The organism is Lonsdalea britannica (assembly GCF_003515985.1).
GTDB classification, from domain to species: Bacteria; Pseudomonadota; Gammaproteobacteria; order Enterobacterales; family Enterobacteriaceae; genus Lonsdalea; species Lonsdalea britannica.
Map to the genome: position 1 here is coordinate 2,575,120 of NZ_CP023009.1, position 17,508 is coordinate 2,592,627.

14 protein-coding genes are annotated in these 17,508 nt (G+C 53.7%); 10 read left to right on the top strand and 4 right to left on the bottom strand.

From position 1 onward, the window contains the following. Positions 1 to 323 precede the first annotated feature (323 nt). The 6 genes from CKQ53_RS11750 (at position 324) to CKQ53_RS11775 (ending at position 8,593) form a co-directional block, all read left to right on the top strand. Positions 324 to 1,262 carry an ABC transporter permease gene (locus tag CKQ53_RS11750; protein ID WP_085651951.1) on the top strand — a complete coding sequence of 313 codons (939 nt, stop codon included), beginning with the start codon at positions 324 to 326 and terminating at the stop codon, positions 1,260 to 1,262. Then, on the top strand, positions 1,259 to 2,104 hold the full coding sequence (locus CKQ53_RS11755) for an ABC transporter permease (protein WP_085651950.1): 846 nt from the start codon (positions 1,259 to 1,261) through the stop codon (positions 2,102 to 2,104). The genes CKQ53_RS11750 and CKQ53_RS11755 overlap by 4 nt, the downstream gene beginning before the upstream one ends. Continuing rightward, positions 2,101 to 3,087 carry an ABC transporter ATP-binding protein gene (locus tag CKQ53_RS11760; protein ID WP_085651949.1) on the top strand — a complete coding sequence of 329 codons (987 nt, stop codon included), beginning with the start codon at positions 2,101 to 2,103 and terminating at the stop codon, positions 3,085 to 3,087. The genes CKQ53_RS11755 and CKQ53_RS11760 overlap by 4 nt, the downstream gene beginning before the upstream one ends. Then, positions 3,087 to 4,115 (top strand): ABC transporter ATP-binding protein, encoded by a 1,029-nt coding sequence (locus CKQ53_RS11765; protein ID WP_085651948.1) that lies wholly within the window; start codon positions 3,087 to 3,089, stop codon positions 4,113 to 4,115. Before CKQ53_RS11760 ends, CKQ53_RS11765 begins: the two co-directional genes overlap by 1 nt. Continuing rightward, the gene (locus CKQ53_RS11770; RefSeq protein WP_085651947.1) at positions 4,105 to 5,619 is read left to right on the top strand and encodes an ABC transporter substrate-binding protein; all 1,515 of its coding nucleotides are present in this window, start codon (positions 4,105 to 4,107) and stop codon (positions 5,617 to 5,619) included. The genes CKQ53_RS11765 and CKQ53_RS11770 overlap by 11 nt, the downstream gene beginning before the upstream one ends. A 580-nt stretch (positions 5,620 to 6,199) precedes the next feature. Then, positions 6,200 to 8,593: a glucose/quinate/shikimate family membrane-bound PQQ-dependent dehydrogenase gene (locus CKQ53_RS11775; protein WP_094118315.1), complete on the top strand. Its 2,394-nt coding sequence runs from the start codon at positions 6,200 to 6,202 to the stop codon at positions 8,591 to 8,593. Positions 8,594 to 8,649: 56 nt separating this feature from the next. Here the strand turns inward: CKQ53_RS11775 and norR are convergent, their stop codons facing one another. Then, positions 8,650 to 10,260, bottom strand: a complete 1,611-nt coding sequence (norR, locus tag CKQ53_RS11780; RefSeq protein ID WP_085651945.1) for a nitric oxide reductase transcriptional regulator NorR — start codon at positions 10,258 to 10,260, stop codon at positions 8,650 to 8,652. 2,813 nt (positions 10,261 to 13,073) lie between these two features. Between norR and CKQ53_RS11785 the strand changes: the two genes are divergently transcribed. Then, positions 13,074 to 13,742 carry a helix-turn-helix domain-containing protein gene (locus tag CKQ53_RS11785; RefSeq protein ID WP_085651944.1) on the top strand — a complete coding sequence of 223 codons (669 nt, stop codon included), beginning with the start codon at positions 13,074 to 13,076 and terminating at the stop codon, positions 13,740 to 13,742. On the opposite strand, the gene CKQ53_RS11790 is transcribed toward CKQ53_RS11785, so the two are convergent. The 3 genes from CKQ53_RS11790 to CKQ53_RS19030 form a co-directional block, all read right to left on the bottom strand. Continuing rightward, positions 13,729 to 13,989, bottom strand: coding sequence for a fimbrial protein (locus tag CKQ53_RS11790; protein ID WP_085651943.1), 261 nt, complete (start codon positions 13,987 to 13,989; stop codon positions 13,729 to 13,731). The genes CKQ53_RS11785 and CKQ53_RS11790 overlap by 14 nt on opposite strands. Before the next feature lie 64 nt (positions 13,990 to 14,053). Further along, positions 14,054 to 14,299, bottom strand: a complete 246-nt coding sequence (locus CKQ53_RS18445) for a fimbrial biogenesis chaperone (protein WP_162896355.1) — start codon at positions 14,297 to 14,299, stop codon at positions 14,054 to 14,056. Next, entirely contained in the window at positions 14,181 to 14,507 is a 327-nt protein-coding gene (locus CKQ53_RS19030; protein WP_118895021.1) for a fimbria/pilus periplasmic chaperone, read from the bottom strand. Before CKQ53_RS19030 ends, CKQ53_RS18445 begins: the two co-directional genes overlap by 119 nt. Before the next feature lie 599 nt (positions 14,508 to 15,106). Here CKQ53_RS19030 and gpmA point away from each other — a divergent pair. The 3 genes from gpmA (at position 15,107) to CKQ53_RS11815 (ending at position 17,483) form a co-directional block, all read left to right on the top strand. After that, on the top strand, positions 15,107 to 15,826 hold the full coding sequence (gene gpmA / locus CKQ53_RS11805; protein ID WP_094118314.1) for a 2,3-diphosphoglycerate-dependent phosphoglycerate mutase: 720 nt from the start codon (positions 15,107 to 15,109) through the stop codon (positions 15,824 to 15,826). Between the two features lie 323 nt (positions 15,827 to 16,149). Further along, positions 16,150 to 16,809 carry a TetR/AcrR family transcriptional regulator gene (locus CKQ53_RS11810; RefSeq protein ID WP_094118313.1) on the top strand — a complete coding sequence of 220 codons (660 nt, stop codon included), beginning with the start codon at positions 16,150 to 16,152 and terminating at the stop codon, positions 16,807 to 16,809. Then, entirely contained in the window at positions 16,806 to 17,483 is a 678-nt protein-coding gene (locus CKQ53_RS11815; RefSeq protein ID WP_085651940.1) for a type 1 glutamine amidotransferase domain-containing protein, read from the top strand. The genes CKQ53_RS11810 and CKQ53_RS11815 overlap by 4 nt, the downstream gene beginning before the upstream one ends. Positions 17,484 to 17,508 lie beyond the last annotated feature (25 nt).

The window sequence follows — 17,508 nt, forward strand, 5'->3', positions numbered from 1 at the left end:
ATTTCATTAGTAGTCCTTATGTTGAATGAAATATAAAGACAGAAAAGGCATACTATTGAAGTAAATGGCCATTTTTCGAATAGGAATACACGTTTGTTCGAAAAATGATGCCTTTTACCGACCAGACCTTCATTCTGGTGAGTCGTTATTCAATAAAAACGACCTGGTATGTTCCCTAGCAAATCGCGTTTATGGCGGCCGGTTTTGATTATTCCGGTCACGCGTCGCGATGCTTAATTTCTGGCTCAACCCGTTTGTGCCAAACCGTACCTAACTAAATGGTGCCATTAATAGATACGCCAGCATAAACACAGGGAATTAGTATGCATCGTTATCGGTTTATATTATTTCGGCCACTCCAACTGTTGCCGGTGCTCTTTGGCATCAGCATTATCACCTTTGCCATGGTGCGCGCGATCCCTGGCGACCCGGCCCGAATTCTTCTCGGCGTGCGGGCCACCCCAGGCGCGCTGGCGCGGGTACGTGAACAGTACGGACTCGATCAGCCGGTGTGGTTACAGTATTTCTATTTTCTTCGTAATCTATTTCACGGCGAACTGGGTAAATCCATCGTTTATAAAGTGGATACCCTGAAAGTCATCGGTTCGCGTGTTGAACCAACGATTTGGCTGATTGCAGGCAGCGTGGTTTTAGCGCTACTGCTGACCATCCCGTTGGCGTCCTGGGCGGCGCGGCGGCGCGGTAAACTCGCCGATCAGGTGATTCGTCTGTTCTCAACCGCCGGACTGGGGTTCCCCGCTTTTTGGCTCGGCATCATGATGATTTTGTTGTTCAGCATTGAGCTGGGGTGGTTCCCGGTGTCCGGCTATGGCCGTGATTTGCTGGATCGCCTGCATCACATGGTGTTGCCGTGTCTGACGGTGGCGCTGGCGCTGTCTGCGGTGCTGACCCGCAATTTGCGCGCCAGCCTGCTGATGGAAATGAAAAGCGACTATGTGACGGCCGCGCGCGCGCGCGGACAACCGGAGTCGCGCATTTTCTGGCGGCATATTTTGCCGAACTCGCTGGTGCCGACCATTAATCTGCTGGCGGTCAATATCGGCTGGCTAATTGGCAGCACCGTGGTTATTGAAAGCGTTTTTGCCATCCCCGGGATGGGGCAACTGTTAATCAAAGCGATTTTCAGCCGGGACTATATGGTGGTGCAGGGCGTCGTGCTGGTTTTTGCGCTGGGAACCGTGACGGTTAACCTAGTTGCCGACCTGCTCACGGTGGCGCTGGACCCGAGGATCAAGCTATGAGTCAGACACCTGTTGTACGGCGGCTGCCGTGGCTGGCATTTCCTCGCCGCCTTGCGTTGAGCGGCGGCCTGACGATTGTTGGGCTATGGACGCTGTTGGCCGTGTTCGCGCCGTGGATCGCCCCGTTCGATCCGATTGCGCAGGATTCCACCGCCAGCTTGATGCCGCCGGGACTCAACCATCTGTTCGGCACCGACAACTTCGGCCGCGACATTTTCTCCCGCGTCATCTGGGGCGCACGCGTCGACCTGCAGATCTGCCTGCTGGGGGTCATCTTTCCCTTTATGATCGGCACCTCGATTGGCGCGCTGTCCGGCTACGTCGGCGGCATCGTGGATACGCTGCTGATGCGCTGTATCGACATCATCCTGGCGTTTCCGTTTTTGGTGCTGATGCTGTCGATTATCGCGGTCCTGGGACCAGGATTAGCCAGCTTTTATATCGCGATGGCGATGGTGGGCTGGGTCACTTACGCCCGTCTGGTGCGAGCACAGGTACTGTCGTTGAAACACCGGGATTTTATGTTGGCGGTACGCAGCCTCGGATTCAGCCATCCTCGCATTCTCTTCGTCCATCTGCTGCCCAACGCGCTAACCGGCTCGGTGGTGTTCGCCATGTCCGACTGCGTGCTGGTACTGCTTAACGGCGCCGCCATCAGTTATTTGGGATTAGGCGTACAGCCGCCTACAGCAGAGTGGGGCGTGATGGTGGCCGAAGGGCAAAGTTTTATTACCACCGCCTGGTGGATCACCACGTTCCCCGGATTGGCGATAGTGCTGCTGGCGATGGGCTTTAGCCTGCTGGCGGACGGACTGGGCGACCTATTGGGAGAACGACCATGACGTTACTGGCGTTATCACAGCTGACGGTCGTGAACCGGCAAGGTATTGCGCTGGTCGATGATGTCTCGCTTGAGCTGCGTGAGGGCGAGATCCTCGGACTGGTCGGCGAGAGCGGTTCCGGTAAGACCGTAACCTGCCGCGCGATGATGCGGCTGCTTCCCGGAGAAGCGCTACGCGTGGTTTCCGGCAGCATCAATCTCAACGGGCGCGATATCCTCGCGCTGCCGGAACGCGCGCTTTCCGCCGTGCGCGGCCGGGAGATCGGTATGATCTTCCAGAACCCGACCAGCCACCTGAATCCGGTGATGACCGTCGGCGCACAGATTGCCGAAAGTCGACGTCTGCACTTCGGCGCCAGCCGCCGCGAGGCGAAAGCCCATGCGGTGGAGCTATTGCGGCAGGTGGGCATTCCCGATCCCGAACGACGGATACACAACTATCCTCATGAATTCTCCGGTGGGATGCGTCAGCGGGCGATGATCGCCGTGGCGCTGGCGTCCGAGCCTAAAATCCTGATTGCCGATGAACCGACGACGGCGTTGGACGTCACTGTGCAGATGCAAATTCTGCGGTTGCTGAGCGATCTGCGCGACCGCCTCGGCGTGGCGATTATCCTGATCACGCACGATCTTGGCGTCGTGGCGCAGACCTGTGACCGTATCGCGGTGATGTATGCCGGGCGTCTGTGTGAGCTGGGCGGAAAACGCGAGGTGCTGGGCGATGCCCTGCATCCTTACACGCAGGGACTGATTGACTGCCAACCGGTCAGCGCCGGCGGCACCGGACAGATGGCGACCATTAAAGGTCAGCCGCCGGTGGCGGAACATTTTCCCGGCGGCTGCCGATTCCATCCCCGTTGTCGTTACGCCACGGAGATTTGCAAGGCGGTACGGCCCGATATGTACGGTGAAATGCGCAATCTCGCGCACGCTGCGGCCTGTCACCATCCGTTCGCCATGCTGAATCACGAGGAGAGTCTATAGTGAGTCCGGTCCAATCTACGGCGCCGTTGCTGGCGGCGGACAATCTGCAGGTCAGTTTTCCGGTCGGCGGCTTCCTCTTCAACAAACGAAGCCTGCACGCCGTCAATGGCGTCAGTCTGCACATTCACGCCGGGGAAGTGCTCGGTCTGGTCGGGGAGTCCGGCAGCGGTAAAAGTACTCTGGGCCGCGCGTTGCTTCAGCTGGAGCCGACCGTCGGCGGCCGGGTGTATTTCGACGGAGTGCCGATCACGCCGGGAAGCCAGCAGGAAATCGCTCAGCTGCGTCAGCAGACGGCGATGATCTTTCAAGACCCGTTCTCTTCGCTGAATCCGCGTCAGACCATCGGCGACAGCATCGCCGAGGTGCTGCGCGTGCATCACAAAGTGCCGAAATCCGCGATCCGGGAGCGGGTGAGGGAGCTGCTGATTCTGGTGGGCTTGACCCCTGAGCACGGCCTGCGTCGGCCCGATGCGCTGAGCGGCGGACAGTGCCAGCGCGCCGGTATTGCCCGGGCGCTGGCATTGGAGCCGCGGCTGATCGTCGCCGATGAGTGCGTGGCGGCGTTGGATGTGTCCATTCAAGGACAGATCATCAATCTGCTGATGGATCTGCGGGACAAAATGGGACTCGCCATTTTGTTCATCGCCCACGATTTGGCGATAGTGCGACGCCTGTGCGACCGCGTCGCCGTGATGTATCTAGGGCGTATCGTGGAATCTGGCCCGGTTGAAGCGGTGTTTACCCAGCCGCGCCATCCTTATACCGCGGCGCTCATAGCGGCCATTCCGGAAATCGATCCCGACCGGCCGCTGCCCGCCCATCCTCTTTCGGGCGAACCGCCCAGCCCGCTGGCCTTGCCGGACGGCTGCGCGTTTCACCCGCGTTGCCCCTATGCGTTGTCGCGCTGCCAACATGGCGCGCCGCCAGAGACCCGACACATTGTCGGTCATACCTTCGCCTGCGTGTTGGACGACAAGGGCGAACAAGCCATTAATCCGTTAAATGAGGGAATGTTTGATGAAGCGTAAATACTTAAAGGTTGCAGCCGCCGGGCTTTTGCTGGCGGCCTGCGTGGCAAGTGAAATGGCGCAAGCGGCCGGTGTGCTGACGATTGGACGACGCGAAGACAGCACCAGTTTCGACCCGATTAGAACGACGCAAAACGAAGACAACTGGGTGTTCTCCAATGTGCTTGACCGCCTGATTTGGGTGGACAAGACCGGCACCAAGCTGGAGCCTGCGCTGGCGGAAAGCTGGACCATTTCTCCGGACGGCAAAGTCTATACGCTGAAGATCCGTAACACGGTGTTCTCCGACGGTACGCCGGTCACCGCCAACGACGCGGCCTTTAGCCTGCTGCGCCTGCGCGACGATGAAAATTCACTGTGGCGCGACCCGTTCATGGTGATGGATAAAGTGGAAGCGCCGGATGCGCGTACCTTGGTCATCACCCTGAAAGCGCCGTCCGTTCCGTTCCTGTCTCAGCTGGCCCTGCCGAATGCCTCCATCATCTCTGAAAAGGCGATGAAAGCGATGGGTGAAGAAGCGTTTGCGGAAAAACCGGTCGGCTCCGGCGCGTTCAGCGTCAAAGAGTGGCTGCGCGGCGACCGCGTTGTGCTGGTCAAAAACCCGCATTATTGGCGTGCGGACAAGGTTTCTCTGGATGGCGTCGAGTGGCAGACCATCCCGGACGACAACACGCGTATGCTGAAAGTGCAGGCGGGTGAACTGGATGCGGCGATCAACGTGCCGTTCTCACGCATCGTCTCTCTGCAAAAAGATCCGAACCTGTCCATCCATCTGGACCCGTCAACGCGTGAAGATCACCTGCTGATCAACCACGAACACGGCCTGTTGTCGAAGGTTGAAGTGCGTCAGGCGCTGGACTATGCGATCGACAAAGATGCCATCGTGAAAACCGTCACCTTCGGCTACGGTCAGGTTGCGAACTCCTACATTCCGGCCGGCGCGGTGTACCACTACGCCAACAATTTGAAACGTCCTTACGACGTGGAAAAAGCCAAGAAAATGCTGGCGGACGCAGGCGCTTCTAATCTGAAGCTGAACTATGTCGTGAATGCGGGCGATGAAGTGGACGAACAAATCGCCATTCTGTTGCAGCAGCAGCTGGCCAAAGCGGGCGTGACCGTCACGCTGCAAAAAGTCGACCCGAGCCAGAGCTGGGGCATGCTGGTCTCCGGCGACTATGATATTTCCGTTATGTACTGGACCAACGATGTGCTCGACCCGGATCAGAAAACCACGTTCGTGCTGGGTCACGACGCGAACATGAACTACATGACGCGCTACCATAACGAGAAAGTGAAAGCGTTGGTCGCGGCAGCACGTTTGGAAGTGGATCCTAAAAAACGTGAGCAGATGTACATCGACCTGCAGAAAATGGCGAAAGCCGACGTGAACTGGATCGATCTGTACTACAGCCCGTACCGCAACGTCAGCCGTAAAAATATCAAGGGCTTCTATCAGAACCCGCTGGGCCGCTTCTTCCTTGAAGATACGGTCAAAGAGTAATCTCCCCCTGACGGCCGGTGTCTGACGGGTCGTCATCTCTACAGCGGCGCCGCGTTTGCGCGTTTCAACGCGATGCCGCTGTCTTTTCGATCTCCTTGCCCGTATTCCCTCTTGCCAGCATCTGCGCCTGATTGGGGTTTGGCAATCTGATGCCACCTGGGTTTCCCCGACCAGAGTTTTTATCTCGAACGGTCATCCCTGTGTCACGTTATCACGCGTTGTCTCGCGCCAGTGCGTCGAGAACATCACAATGTGCGTCTTGAATCTGCCGTTAACGATTCCTCCTGCATTGCCATCTCCGTGGCCATCTGCAACCGCATAACGTGCTGAAAAACGGGGCTGGCTCGCCCATATCGTGAGGGATGACCTATCTTTAAGTGACGGGATAAGCATGGGCAGGCCGGGCGGAATAACTCCTCCCGTCGCCGGGCCGATGAGCTACGCGGTGACACCATAAAACAGAGGCATGACGACGCTAACCTGTAAAGGTGATGTCGGACGTCCGTTCGCTGCCCGTTCTCCGTTCAGCGCGAGCAACGCGTCGATTTAACCGGGGCAATACATTGACAGAGGCAAGACTATGCAAAAAAGCACGGGGACCGCTCGTGTCCTACTCCTCCTTACTGTGCTGTTCGCCGTACTGAGCGGCCTGTATCTGTTGATCGGCGGTATCTGGCTGGTTCGCCTTAACGGCTCCTGGTACTACCTCATCGCCGGGGCGATCATGCTGGCGACGGCGGGGTTGCTGTATCGTCGTCGGGCGGCCGGGGTGCTGTTGTATGCGCTTTTTTTGCTGGGGACGACGCTGTGGGGTGTGTGGGAAGTCGGGACGGATTTCTGGGCACTGACGCCGCGGCTGGACGTTGTCTTTTTCTTTGGGCTCTGGCTGGTGCTGCCGTTTATCTACAACCAACTGGCGTTCCGCACCAAGCTGCCGTGGGTTGCGCAGATCCTGTCGCTGGCGGTAACCGTCGGGGTTTTAGGCTACGCGATGTTTAACGATCCCCAGGAGATTAACGGGACGCTGCGTGCGGCGGGAACCACCGCCTCGCCGCAGTTCGGGAGCACGATCCCGGACGCCGACTGGCCCGCTTATGGCCGGACTCAGGCTGGCACGCGTTACTCTCCGCTGAGCCAGATTAATGACAAAAACGTCGGCGGCCTCAAGGAAGTCTGGCGCTTTCGCACCGGCGATCTGAAAGGACCGAACGATCCGATAGAAATCACTAACGAAGTCACGCCCATCAAAATCCGCGATACGCTCTATCTCTGTACGCCTCACCAGAAGTTGTTTGCGCTCGATGCGGCGACGGGGAAGGAAAAGTGGCGGTTTGATCCGCATCTCAAGACTAACCCGACCTTTCAGCACGTGACCTGCCGTGGGGTGTCGTACCACGAAACGCCGACGACGGCGCAGTCCGGGTCTCAGAATACACCGCCAGCCCTGTGTGCGCGCCGCGTGTTCTTGCCGGTCAACGATGGTTCTCTGTACGCGTTGGACGCGCAGAGCGGCCAGCCGTGCCCGGATTTTGCCGAACGCGGCAAGCTGAATCTGCAAACCAACATGCCGTACCCGCTGGCGGGCGCGTATGAGCCAACGTCGCCGCCTGTGGTCACCGACAAGGTCATCGTTATCGCAGGCGCGGTCACCGATAACGGCTCGACGCGTGAACCGTCTGGCGTCATTCGCGGCTTTGACGTCAACACCGGCAAACTGTTGTGGGCGTTCGATACCGGCAGCAAAAATCCTAACAAGATCCCCGACGGCAAGCAGTTCTATACCCCGAACTCCCCCAACTCGTGGGCGCCAGCCGCCTACGACGCCAAGCTGGATATCGTGTATCTGCCTACCGGTGTCGCCACGCCGGATATCTGGGGCGGCTATCGCACGCCGGAAATGGAACGTTTCGCCAGCGGCTTATTGGCCCTGAATGCGACCACCGGCAAGCTGGTCTGGTTTTATCAGACCGTGCATCACGATCTCTGGGATATGGACGTGCCCGCGCAGCCAACGCTCGCGGACATCACGAATCAGGACGGCAAGACGGTGCCGGTGGTTTATGTGCCCGCGAAAACCGGCAATGTCTTTGTACTGGATCGCCGAGACGGCAAAGCGGTCGTACCCGCGCCGGAAACGCCGGTGCCGCAGGGCGCGGCGAAGGGCGATCGCGTTTCGCTGACGCAGCCGTTCTCGCAGCTGAGCTACCGTCCCCGAGAAAATCTGGCCGGTAAGGATATGTGGGGGGCGACGATGTTTGATCAGCTGGTCTGCCGCGTCATGTTCCACCAGCTCCGTTATGAAGGGCCGTTTACGCCGCCGTCTGAGCAAGGCACGCTGGTGTTCCCCGGCAATCTCGGCATGTTTGAGTGGGGCGGTATTTCCGTCGACACGGATCGCCAGATTGCGATAGCCAACCCGATGGCATTGCCGTTTGTCTCGCGGCTAATCCCGCGAGGTACTCAAAACCCGATCGAGCCGAACACGGCGGGTAAAGGGGGCTCGGGGACGGAGTCCGGCGTACAGCCGCAGTACGGGGTTCCTTACGGCGTGACGCTGAAGGCGTTTCTGTCGCCGCTTGGTATCCCGTGTAAACAGCCGTCATGGGGCTATATCTCCGCCATTGATTTGAAAACCAATGTCATCGTCTGGAAAAAACGGATCGGGACCGTGCGCGATAGTTCGCCGCTGCCCTTGCCGTTCGAAGTCGGAATGCCGATGCTAGGCGCGCCGATCTCCACCGCGGGCAATGTGCTGTTTATCGCCGCGACGGCGGACAACTATCTGCGCGCGTTTAATATCACCAACGGTGAGCCGCTTTGGCAGGCGCGCCTGCCTGCCGGAGGGCAAGCGACGCCGATGACCTATGCCGTCAACGGCAAGCAATATGTGTTGATTGCCGCAGGGGGACACGGCTCGTTCGGCACCAAACTGGGGGATTACATTATTGCGTACGCGCTGCCGGAGGTTCGCTAAACACCCTGTGAGATTGAGGAGGCCGCCCAGAATAAACGGGGCGGCTGAGTCGAGGATTAGCGGTTGGAATGACGGGTTAGAACGGACTTTTCAGGCTGACTCATAACGCCTAACCGATGCGCCAGCTGCGTCAAGTTGGTGGGGTCGAGACCCAGTTCGTGGGCCGCCGACGAAATATCGCCCTGATGGTGTTGAAGCGTCCGCTCGATGAGCTGTTTTTGAAATTCGTTAACCGCCGTACGCAGATCCTGCTGCGGCGCTTCGCGCAGGCCGAATTGTTGAGGCTCATTGGCCGCAACGTCATGCTGTAGCTTTTCATTTGTATCCAACCCCAAATCGCGCTCGCTAATCGTGACAAACGAGGCGCGTTTGGCCGGATACGACGCCAGTCTGCCCGTGGCGCGTAGCGTTGCGCGGCTGATGGCCTGTTCCAGCTCGCGCACATTACCGGGCCACTGATAGCTCGAGAGCGCTGTTTGCGCGGTGGGCGACAGGCGTAGACCTTTCAGCCCCATCCGGTTACGGTTTTGTTCGAGGAATGCGCCCGCCAGAAGCTGGATGTCCTGCTGACGTTCCCGTAGCGCCGGAACGTGAATTGGGAACGCGCACAGTCGGTGATACAGATCGGCGCGAAACTCCCCGGACTGAACTTCAGCGAACAGATTGCGATTGGTGGCGGCAATCAGCCGGATATCGACATGATGCGGGTTAGACGAGCCGACGCGCTGCAATTGCCCGTCTTGCAATACACGGAGCAGTTTGGCCTGAGTCTCCGGTGACAGTTCGCCGATTTCATCAAGAAACAAGGTCCCGCCGTTGGCGAGCTGGAATTTGCCGTAACGGTCTGTCGTGGCTCCCGAAAATGCGCCGCGCACGTGGCCGAAGAGGACGCTTTCCACCAGATGGTCGGGCAGGGCGGCGCAGTTAATGACGATGAGAGGGGCATTGGCACGTCGCGACCGCGCGTGCAGCCGACGAGCGACCAAATCCTTACCTACCCCGGTTTCACCGGTAATCAGTACCGTCATGTCGCTGGACGCAACCAGTTCAATATCATCCATCAGTAACTGATACGGTTCGCTGCTGCCAGTCAGTTCGTCGTGGCCGTGTACTGCCGTCAGGCGGAAGGCCTCGGCGCGCAGATTCTCGCTTTCCAGCGTGGACTTGAGCTGGTCGACGTGGGTGCTGGCCGAGACGGTCGCGGCGGCGATGCCGCCGAATATCTCCAACGTTTTGAGCGCGTCGGCGGAGAATGTGTGTCCATCAAATGCATGCAGCGTCAGCAACCCCCAGAGATGATGATCCAGACGGAGGACGCAGCCGATAGCGTCATTTTCGCCTGCGCGACTTCCTTCACTTTCGAACAGATTTTCGAAGGGGTCTGGCACCTCGCTATCCGGCGGGAAGCGCATCACGTTGGCGGTAGCCAGTATGGCGGCGAAGCGTGGATAATCGTCCAAAATGAAGCGCCGTTTTAGCGCCTCGGCATGAAGACCTTTGATGGCTACGGGCGTTAATTCTTCGCCTTTCAGCTGCAGCAGCGCGGTTGCGTCCGCCGGGATCAGGAGATTCAGCGAATCAAGCAAACGTTGATAACGGACTTCACACGGCATCTCCCGCGAGAGATCCGCGACCTGCGGCACCAGCGCATTCAACAACTTCAACATCTGAGTCAAAAAGTCCTCTCTTCGATAAAAATGGTGTCTTTTCGACAGTAAAGTTTAGACACAATTTAGCAGGGTGCCATTGAGATTGCCGTTTCACCTACCGCATTCGCGGTTGATAACCAAGGGAAAAAATTAGGGCGGTGACGATGAACGCAGAGACGGTGTTGCGGTGTCTCCACGCGGGGCTTCAGTAAGCGTTTACCGTGTGAGTCAGTGATGAATCGACTTTGTCGAGCTTATTTAAGACTGATGCCATGCGAATGAATAAAGCCGCTGCTGAGTTATTCTTTTTTATTTGCGATGCGTTTTTGTTGATATTTTACTCTTTATTTGTGGTTATAAGATGGTATTTAAACAAAGGATAAACAAAGTGCGTATTTAGTCTTTATCTGCTTTTCAATTCAGTCTCTGTCGCTACTCAGTAATAATAATGATGTTAGAGGGAATAAATTATTGGGTCATTAACAAATCTCGGTTAAAACTTATGTTTTATATATTAGCGGACTACATTTATAAATGAATGGGCGCCTTTTAAAATGATGATTATTTTTAACTTCATGATAGTTATTGTTTTTTATGCTGTTGTTTCTGAAGTTATGGGATGCGGCTAAATTCGTCAGGCTAAGGTTTTATATAGGAATTGAAAATTTAACTATCACTTTTCTTTTTATTTATTCTATGATGTTCCCGACGTAATGAGCCGCGCTAGTCATGGTTCTGTCATCAAGTGGTAGTTAACTCCGTGAGCAATAATAAATTCGCGAAATGAGTGATGAATCCTCCAGCTCCCCCTGAATTCTGGAGTAGATAGTCTCGCATTGGACGTTTTTATCGAGTGATTATTATTAAACCTTGTTTTGAAATGGGTGTTTAAACACAGTCTTTTTAAGACATAGTTTGTTCAAACATCGTTTTTTCAAATATGGTGTTTATTAAACATAGTTAGGCTCGTCAGAATGTCATCCGTACCTGTCTGAGCGGATGATTGCATTGGTGATGTCGGTCGCGGCAGCCCTATGTCGCAGGGCATGACTCGAGCCGCCAGTTGTCGGCCGCCGGCAGCGTTTTTTTTGCCGGCGTTTTTTTGCCTGCAGCAAGAGTAAAAGGGGGCCGATATGCGATAAGACGATGAACATCAATCGGGTATCCTTCTAATCGCCAGTGAGGTGCGGTGAGATAGCCGATTTATATCGTTCGCTGTCGTGCTTGCTCATCTGCGGGGCGGAGGCTGCAACGCGATGAGCAACAGCGTTGACAGCCATTATCGTGCACTCTGCCGTCGCTAACAGTTTATCATCAGGCCCTATCATCAAGTTCCTCTCTGCTCCTGCACTCGCAGGCGTTGAATTTCCCGAACATCCTCTTTCCCTGCCTGCTCAGTCTCAAGACCATTATCTTTCCATGTATCTTGTGTCGAACACCGTATTTTTAAACACGTGGAGACCCCCAACATCTATTTAGCGATGCTAAGCGCTTGGTGAATCACGCAGTCATCTTTAATGAGAAAATAATGCACGGACCTGTTTTCGAGAAGGTGGAACCCTAAATAGATACCGTTCTATAGTTGATAAATTAATGAGGTTATCCTATTACGGTATCTATTATTTTTAGGGGAGCGCTTGGGTGGTGTTATTTTAGAGTATTGATTAACACTGGGAGGGGGGGAGTTATTGGTGAGCATCTTCTCGGGAGGAGGTGATTTTCTCTATTTTGTCGCAGCGTTATATTTTGCGCAAACATAAATTTAGCATTTTCGGGAACAGTTAAATCACTGTAAGTGAATATTTTATTGTTTACAGTTTTGTCTTTTTTTGAGTAAGGCGGTTATTGCTTTATGTGTTGATGATTTCTGTTAGCTTTGCTGTATCGGTATCTTTCCGCCTAAAAAATAACGAGGGATTAAATTCTTTTAACCACTCTTGAAATTATATCATGATAGGCCGTTTTTCAGTTTAAATAATTATTTTTCCTCTTAGAGTGACTTTTTACACTGTATGATAGTTGAGTTTTGTTTTTTCTGAATAGGGGAATAAGGCTTTATCATCTCTCTCAACGTAAAGAAATGGCAATGAAGCCAGAGTGGCGAGAATACGTCAGAGCTGATTGCTGGCATATTGCTATTTTCGCAAGTAGAAACAAAAGGTATCAATTGAAACTATACAAAGGCGATGGAGTTGAGTGATTGGCGCGATATACCCAAAGAAGGCGATATATTATTCTGGATATTTATTTCAATGCGATATTTTTATAATTTTTCTCGCGGCAATATCGCTTTTTCCGCAGGAGATCCTCTCGTGTTGATTGCAAAGCAAACAATTAACACAGAGCATGCGCGGTGACAAAGAGAATGAACAATAATTTAACATAGGGTTCCATTTGAATCTTTTGATGATGGTTTTTTCCCTTTTAAGTTATATTTACCCGTTAATTTATATCTAAACTCTTTGGTTGTTGGCGTTATTCATGTGTATTTCCATGTCATCACTATAAGTTTTTTTTATATTATTTTTTAGAGGAGATATTCGTTTGTTGAGGTGAGTTAAATATCGTTGATTTTCGATTTCACTTAGGTTAGGCCCAAAATAAGGCCGGTGAAAAGCATTGATGAGTTTACGCATTATGTGTGACTGACCATAAAGATAATACAGAAGCGGTAGTCGCTGAGGGAAAATTCTGAGCTTTAAACTCATTAAGAAAATGCTTATTTTCCTGGTTGTTTTTTCCACAGATGTAAAAAGTTAAATATCTTGCCGTCGACCGCTACATGCGGGCGGTAGAGGTGTTTTTTGTTTTTTATTTAAAAGGTTATTTGAATGATTAGTCTGCTGCAATCCATATCTCGTCTGACAAAAATACTTTCTCCCCACAGGCAACTTGCCCAGCCCACCGAAGTGGTGAAAGGGAAAAGAAGATATCATTTCCATGTTGCAGAGACTCGACTGATTTATTTTATCGAGGAGGGTGAGTTTCTTATGAAAAGCGCCAAAGACAACCGAGTGCTTTGTGTACTTTTGGCACCTTGTATTGTCGGTTGGTCTAACGCAATTTATGGCGCGAACGAGGTTTATATTGAAAGGATCGATTATGGCAAAATCTACTGTTTATCTTTTGATACCGCGTTGCGAGTGGTGACGGCCTATCAACGATTCGATGATGTCCTTAATATCGTGAATTACCATTTTCATTCGCTGCTTAATTATTGCGTTGATAGCGGTGGTGATTCCGTTTCTATCGTCACAAAGATGTTGTCGTCGTTGGAACGTTTGCCTCCTGACGTGAGAAAACGTTTCACCGTGCTTTCTTTTATCAGTCAACGAACTTCCCTATCGAAAAGTACGATCCTGCGCGTGATTAAGAAGCTGCAGGAGGAAGGCACCCTCACCATGTCGCACGGACGCCTAAAAAGTTTTTCCCTGTCAGAACCGCTGAGACGGGTAGCGCCCGGCGCAACGGTTTCAAGCGATAATGCTACGGGTAGTTAAGAGTATACGTGGCGTCGCCGTTAGCTGATCCTGGCGTGACGCCGCCTGTCGCCACATATTGACCGTAAAATACGTTGGTATTACTGGTGAGCGCATACAGCTCACTGTTTTGGCCAAGCGGGATGCGATTGCGGTCCTTATCCAGAATGGCAATGCTCAGGTTCGTTGCACTGCTGGCGCTGTTCAATGCCGGCAGCGTACTGTCGCTGCTGTTCGCCGTCTCGCAGAGGCTGCAGATCGCAGTCATCAGCAGGGCGACGCCGAGCCGTTTCCTGATAAAATAATCCTGGTTAAACGTCTCGAATCAGGAATTACTGAAGGGTGGCGGTCGCTTTAGGGGTGACGGCGCCGTAGTCGTTAATGGTCTGGAAGGCGACTTCGCCGTTGCTGCCGCTCGGCAGTTCAACCGCCGTGGTTCCTTTCGGGGACACCATGGTGTTAGGCAGTTTTTTCGCACCCATCGTGAAACTGACCAGCGTGACGAAATAGGGCGTGGGATTCGTGATCGTCAGCGAATCGACTTGATGATTTAAACGCAGCGCCGCCGGGGCGGACAAGCATTTTGATACGTGACAACACGGCTAACTGAAGCACGCTTTTGTTTTGAATCGAATCCTTGTCGACGGCGGTAATGGCTTCCAGATTCATCCAGTAAACGGATTCCCGACCTTCCGGCAGCGGCGCGCCGACATACATAATTCTCAGGGTCTTTCCCCTGCGGTTTTGCAGCAAATGCCGAAGGCCCCAATGAGGGCGCCGAGTCATGTTTTCGCATAAGTTACGATTCCTTATTACTTATAGGCTACGCTAATTGGCCATTAATGAAATCGCTATTACCGCTACAACTATTTCTCTTCTGCTATTTTTCTCCGGATTGGCAATAAAACCGTAACGACTTTAAAGAAAAGTTAAATGTCATATTATGTAGTTATATCAATATATTGGTTTGAAAAAAGAATAAATAATGTGAAAATTGAACGGGAAAAGGGTAAATAAATGAATGCATTCGTAAGGTGTGTTTTTAACATGTTAAATAATGGAAAATAACACTGATTTTAATTAAGTGAAGAAAATTAATTAGATGGTTTGGCTTATTTTTATTGGGGCGCCACTTGAGCATAAATATCTAATTCGATACCTATCATTTGGGGAATTAATAATTGCATGATGTATGGACGCTGGATAATCTGATGGTAGACGTGTTCAAGTTGGGCCAGTGAGCCGGTGGGAAAGAAGCCGGAAACGCCGATGAAAGCGGTAGAAAGACACAATGCGGACGATGCTGAATCAGCCACGATAATCATAACAAGCGATGGTATAGGCTGCGAATGAATGTAAAAGTTGAAGGGTGTGAAGGAAAAAATATGGCTGTGTTTAAGTTGGTATTGTTGCGGCATGGTGAAAGTGAATGGAATGATCAAAATCGATTTACCGGTTGGGTGGATGTGCCGCTGACCGACAAGGGAAAAGAAGAAGCGCGGCTGGCGGCGCAGTTGCTCAGACAGCAAGGGTTTACGTTTGACGCGGCGTGTACATCGGTGCTTAAACGTACCCTGCATTCGCTGCAAATTGCGCTCGATGAACTGGGGCTGCAATGGCTGCCGGTGGAGAAAAACTGGCGTCTGAACGAACGACACTACGGCGCGCTGCAAGGCCTTAACAAGGCGGAAACGGCCGAACGGCTCGGCAAAGCGCTGGTGCATCAGTGGAGAAAAAGTTACGACGTTCCGCCGCCGCCGTTAACGTCAATTCACGATCGTTTTTCCGGCTACGATCCTCGCTATGCGCATCTGGCGCCGGGCGAGTTTCCGCTAGGGGAGAGCCTGCGCATGACCGGCGATCGGGTCATGCACTACTGGCAGACGTCGCTGGCTCCGCGCATCCGTGCGGGTGAACGGTTGCTGGTCATCGCCCACCGCAATTCGATTCGGGCGCTGGTTAAGCAGTTGAATCACCTCTCGGACGAAGAGATCATCCGCGCGCAGATCCCCACCGGCGTTCCCTTGGTGTATGAGTTTGATGAAAATATGCTGGTGCGGCGATCCTATTTTCTCGGGACCGATATCGCCCTGATTGAGCGGTAGCGTCCTCTTTCAATGGCTTAACGGCGGCTTCCATATTATCGTGCGCCGTTATGTCGCTTTTGGCGCTGGTGATAAATTCTGCTTCTAGCTTCTAGCTTCTAGCTTCTAGCTTCTAGCTTCTAGCTTCTAGCTTTACTGCCTGCCCGTCTCCGGCCTCAATCGCTGCCTCCTGGTTCCTTTCTTTTGCTCGCAGCTCAAGCTCTCTACTCACCTCCTGTAAATTAGCGTTCGCAACGTTCATATGAAGAGGGGCTTGTCATGGCGCGATCCTTATTGTGGATTCGTTACTAGACGACCGGTCTATTTAATGTTAGCGTGATGTTATGACTTCGATAAACAAAACAAAACAGACCCGTCAGCAAATCCTTGATACCGGTCGCCTGTTGGTGCTGCGGCGAGGTTTTGTCGGCGTAGGACTCAAAGCGATTCTGGACGCCAGTCAGGTGCCTAAGGGGTCGTTCTACCACTACTTTGCTTCCAAAGAGCAGTTTGGCTGCGCGCTGCTGGCTGATTACGTCAACGAATATCAACAACGTCTGGATGCGCTATTCAACGCAGAGCTGGGCAGCGGCCGCGAGCGGTTAATGCGTTACTGGACCGCGTGGATTGACGATCCCTTACTGGGCGGCTGGGCTGAACACTGCCTGGTGGTCAAACTGGCTGCGGAGGTCGCCGACCTTTCCGAAGATATGCGGCTGATTTTATGCGACGGCGTGTCGCATCTGGTGGCGCGTATCGCTGAGACGATAGCCCATGGGCAAGCCGATGGTTCGTTACGCTTAACGCTGTCGCCGACGGAAACCGCGCAAACGCTGTATCAGCTGTGGCTGGGGGCGGCGCTACTATCCAAGCTGGGCAAGGACAAAACGCCGTTGCACCAGGCATTGATCACTACCGAGTTATTGTTACCCCCCGCGGGGGCCTTAGGGACGTCGGAACGGTTCTCGGCGTGCCTTCATCCTCTTTTTAGGAGTCTTGTATGAACATTCTGATGGTATTAACGTCGCACGATCGTCTTGGCAATACCGGCAAGAAAACGGGTTTCTGGCTGGAAGAGTTTGCGGCCCCTTACTACGTATTTAAAGATGCGGGAGCCGCTATCACGCTGGTGTCGCCGTTGGGCGGACAGCCGCCGTTGGATCCGGTGAGCGATGCGCCGGAAGCGCAGACTGCCGCGACCGAACGTTTCCGACAAGATGCGCATGCTCAGAACGCGCTGAGCCATACGGCAAAACTGGCTGAGGTGAACGTGGCGGACTTTGACGCGGTGTTTTATCCCGGCGGACACGGGCCGCTGTGGGATCTGGCGGAAAGCGCCGACTCCATCGCCTTGCTTGAAACCTTTGACCGCGCCGGTAAACCTCTGGGTCTGGTTTGCCATGCGCCAGGGGCGCTGCGTCATGTTCGCGCCGCCGACGGCGAGCCGCTAATCAAAGGACGCAAAGTGACCGGTTTCTCAAACAGCGAAGAGGCGGCGGTCCAGTTGACGGACGTGGTTCCGTTCCTGATCGAAGATGAATTTACGCAGCTGGGCGGACGCTACGAAAAAGGCGCCGACTGGCAGCCCCATATTGTGACCGATGGCCTTCTTACTACGGGCCAAAACCCGGCGAGTTCAGAAGGGGTCGCTCAGGCTCTGCTCAAGCAGCTGGCCTAATGTGTTTTTTATTTCGGAGTGAATC

Coding starts and splice junctions, on each gene's coding strand:
- CKQ53_RS11750 (WP_085651951.1), top strand. CDS start 324: ATGCATCGTTATCGGTTTATATTATTTCGGCCACTCCAACTGTTGCCG.
- CKQ53_RS11755 (WP_085651950.1), top strand. CDS start 1,259: ATGAGTCAGACACCTGTTGTACGGCGGCTGCCGTGGCTGGCATTTCCT.
- CKQ53_RS11760 (WP_085651949.1), top strand. CDS start 2,101: ATGACGTTACTGGCGTTATCACAGCTGACGGTCGTGAACCGGCAAGGT.
- CKQ53_RS11770 (WP_085651947.1), top strand. CDS start 4,105: ATGAAGCGTAAATACTTAAAGGTTGCAGCCGCCGGGCTTTTGCTGGCG.
- CKQ53_RS11775 (WP_094118315.1), top strand. CDS start 6,200: ATGCAAAAAAGCACGGGGACCGCTCGTGTCCTACTCCTCCTTACTGTG.
- norR (WP_085651945.1), bottom strand. CDS start 10,260: ATGTTGAAGTTGTTGAATGCGCTGGTGCCGCAGGTCGCGGATCTCTCG.
- CKQ53_RS11785 (WP_085651944.1), top strand. CDS start 13,074: ATGATTAGTCTGCTGCAATCCATATCTCGTCTGACAAAAATACTTTCT.
- CKQ53_RS11790 (WP_085651943.1), bottom strand. CDS start 13,989: ATGACTGCGATCTGCAGCCTCTGCGAGACGGCGAACAGCAGCGACAGT.
- CKQ53_RS19030 (WP_118895021.1), bottom strand. CDS start 14,507: ATGACTCGGCGCCCTCATTGGGGCCTTCGGCATTTGCTGCAAAACCGC.
- gpmA (WP_094118314.1), top strand. CDS start 15,107: ATGGCTGTGTTTAAGTTGGTATTGTTGCGGCATGGTGAAAGTGAATGG.
- CKQ53_RS11810 (WP_094118313.1), top strand. CDS start 16,150: ATGACTTCGATAAACAAAACAAAACAGACCCGTCAGCAAATCCTTGAT.
- CKQ53_RS11815 (WP_085651940.1), top strand. CDS start 16,806: ATGAACATTCTGATGGTATTAACGTCGCACGATCGTCTTGGCAATACC.